5 protein-coding genes are annotated in these 2,350 nt (G+C 34.0%); 2 read left to right on the forward strand and 3 right to left on the reverse strand.

The window, feature by feature from the left end; genetic code table 11:
- Positions 1-9: 9 nt before the first annotated feature.
- Entirely contained in the window at positions 10-261 is a 252-nt protein-coding gene (locus AC1DUW_RS26180; protein ID WP_053346467.1) for a YkuS family protein, read from the reverse strand.
- A 98-nt stretch (positions 262-359) separates the two neighbouring features.
- Here AC1DUW_RS26180 and AC1DUW_RS26185 point away from each other — a divergent pair, with 98 nt between their 5' ends.
- On the forward strand, positions 360-494 hold the full coding sequence (locus AC1DUW_RS26185) for a YuzL family protein (RefSeq protein WP_098176396.1): 135 nt from the start codon (positions 360-362) through the stop codon (positions 492-494).
- A 36-nt stretch (positions 495-530) separates the two neighbouring features.
- On the opposite strand, the gene AC1DUW_RS26190 is transcribed toward AC1DUW_RS26185, so the two are convergent.
- Positions 531-695, reverse strand: a complete 165-nt coding sequence (locus AC1DUW_RS26190; RefSeq protein ID WP_477643858.1) for a hypothetical protein — start codon at positions 693-695, stop codon at positions 531-533.
- A 97-nt stretch (positions 696-792) separates the two neighbouring features.
- Between AC1DUW_RS26190 and AC1DUW_RS26195 the strand changes: the two genes are divergently transcribed.
- Positions 793-987, forward strand: coding sequence for a hypothetical protein (locus AC1DUW_RS26195; protein WP_053346468.1), 195 nt, complete (start codon positions 793-795; stop codon positions 985-987).
- Positions 988-1,018: 31 nt separating this feature from the next.
- Here the strand turns inward: AC1DUW_RS26195 and AC1DUW_RS26200 are convergent, their stop codons facing one another.
- Positions 1,019-1,957: a magnesium transporter CorA family protein gene (locus AC1DUW_RS26200; RefSeq protein ID WP_053346469.1), complete on the reverse strand. Its 939-nt coding sequence runs from the start codon at positions 1,955-1,957 to the stop codon at positions 1,019-1,021.
- Positions 1,958-2,350: the final 393 nt, after the last annotated feature.

Consider the following 2,350-nt stretch of genomic DNA (forward strand, 5'->3'; position numbering starts at 1 on the left):
CTTTTTGTACTATTGAATAGAGTTAATTTTATTTTCAACCTCGCGGCACACTTCATCAGCCGATAAACCATTTGCCTCTATGATAGAAGCTTTAGATGAAGTATCGATTATTCCCATCACATTAGTTTCCAAACCTGTTACCACAAAACAGTCCAAGTTTTTTGCGTCAGCTTCTTGTTTAATCTCTACAACATCAAAACCTTTTTCACGAAGTGCTTCCTGAATATTCGTTAATGATTCTTCAACACCGATTTTTGACATCAACACACACCTCCTCTACTTGCTAAGCTGTCCTTTTTACCTTTAATATATGTATAGGATGCAAAGGAAATAGGAAAAGTAATGTCGAGGTGATAAATATGAATGGAAAAAATAAAAAAGACGCATCGCAAACTCGTTTAGGTTCTTCACAAATAGAGGGACAAGGTACAACAACGAAAGAAACTGGTTCCTTTACCCAATCCTCATCACAAAAAAAGCAGAAACGTTCATAAAAACAAAATGGGCCTAAAACTAGGCCCCTTTTGTTTTTATATATTCTGTTTCATTATTTCCTGTTGAATTTTCACATCATTCAATTGATCTTCATCAATGGTGACTGTTTTCGATTTTGCTTTTACAGCCCTTTCTGGTTTTAAATCAGTTGCCTTTAAATTATTATCAGGAGCTGCCTGCTTATTCCATGTTGTCATCATAATCTCCTCCTCTTGTTCTTTTATGATTTCCACCAACGAGCATATTCATGAATACATTGCATCATTTTTTGCAAAGATACAAGTGGAGGTGATTTTTTTGGAACCAAACAATCCCGGCAATAAGGAGTTACCAGATTTTAAGGATTTAAATGACCGTATCATTGCGCAGCCATCACAAAGCCCCAGACTAGTCATTAAAACAAATTTAGATACAAAGAATGTAACGGATAAGAACCCCTATACCGATAGAATAAGCAGTGAAGGCTTTAATGAGTATTTTGAGGAATCATAACAAAACCGGCTTACTTGTAAGCCGGTTAATCTTAAAAATATTTCTTTTTCCAAAAAATAAATGCTGTTGTACCCGCTAAAGTAATAGCAATTAATAAAGTAAAGATAAATGCAAACGAACTATGTTCAAACGGGAGTTCTACATTCATTCCGTAAAAACTTGCCACCATGGTTGGAAGCGTTAATATAATTGTAACTGATGTTAGAAACTTCATAGCATTATTAACATTATTGGATATAATTGAAGCAAATGCATCCATCATCCCGCTAAGAATCGATAAATACACTTCAGCCATTTCAATAGCTTGTGCATTTTCGATAATTACGTCCTCTAGTAATTCTTTATCTTCCTCATACATTTTCAAATAATTAAATCGGAGAATTTTATCAAGAACAACCCTATTGGATTTCAATGATGTCGTGAAATAAACCAGGCTTTTTTCTAATGCTAAGAATGTATATAGTTCTTTGTTTTTCATTGACTGGTGCAATTCACGTTCCGCTTCATTAGTCATCTTGTTAATTTGTTTTAGATAACGTAAATAATAAGATGAAATTTCAAATAATAATTGCAAGGCAAACCTTGTCTTCTTATTTGTAAAAAACCCTTTGATTTTATTGTTTTTAAAGTTTGTTAATATAGGAGTCTCTTTTAAAGATATCGTAATAAAACAGTCTTTGGTAAAGATCATTCCAATGGGAATCGTTTCAAAAATGGGCAGGTTCGCTTCGTCCTGTGTCAAATAAGGAAAATCGACGATAATTAACACATTATCATCTTCTTTTTCTATTCGTGGCCGTTCCTCATCATCTAGCGGATCTTTCATGAAATTAATCGGTAATTGCAAAGTCGTACATATATATTCAATTTCGGCTTCTGTCGGTGCAACAATGTTCACCCAAGAACCTTTTGTCATTTCCCCGGTTTTATTCAGAATACGGTTTTCATTCGTCTTGTAGATTTCAATCATTTAGTTGACCTCCTCTTCTATAGAGAAAGCACTATTTACCTTCTTCGAGCAGATACTCAGGAAGAATAACAGTCTCGACGTCTAGCATCATATTGGCTTCCTCTTGCTTTCTGGGTTCAGGATCATAAGAACTGCTGCTCACTTGTATCCACTTCCTTTCGATTCTTTTATCYTAATCCTTATTCTAATAAAGCACAATAACGAATTTCCCACCTTGAAATTACCTAATATAAATTCAGAATTTTCTGATTATTTATATTAAGAAGCAAGAAATTTTATAAATATGCCAAAGAATAATATCATAAAAAAATCGCTTGGGGACATCCCCAAGCGGTTCTTCACTTAATTATCCATGCTTCGCATTATTATAGTAGTTCACACTGTACATAGCGC

The organism is Peribacillus sp. P4_C12 (assembly GCF_056402095.1).

Excerpts from the sequence above, each read along its gene's own strand:
- AC1DUW_RS26180 (WP_053346467.1), bottom strand. The coding sequence starts at position 261 with ATGTCAAAAATCGGTGTTGAAGAATCATTAACGAATATTCAGGAAGCA.
- AC1DUW_RS26185 (WP_098176396.1), top strand. The coding sequence starts at position 360 with ATGAATGGAAAAAATAAAAAAGACGCATCGCAAACTCGTTTAGGTTCT.
- AC1DUW_RS26190 (WP_477643858.1), bottom strand. The coding sequence starts at position 695 with ATGATGACAACATGGAATAAGCAGGCAGCTCCTGATAATAATTTAAAG.
- AC1DUW_RS26200 (WP_053346469.1), bottom strand. The coding sequence starts at position 1,957 with ATGATTGAAATCTACAAGACGAATGAAAACCGTATTCTGAATAAAACC.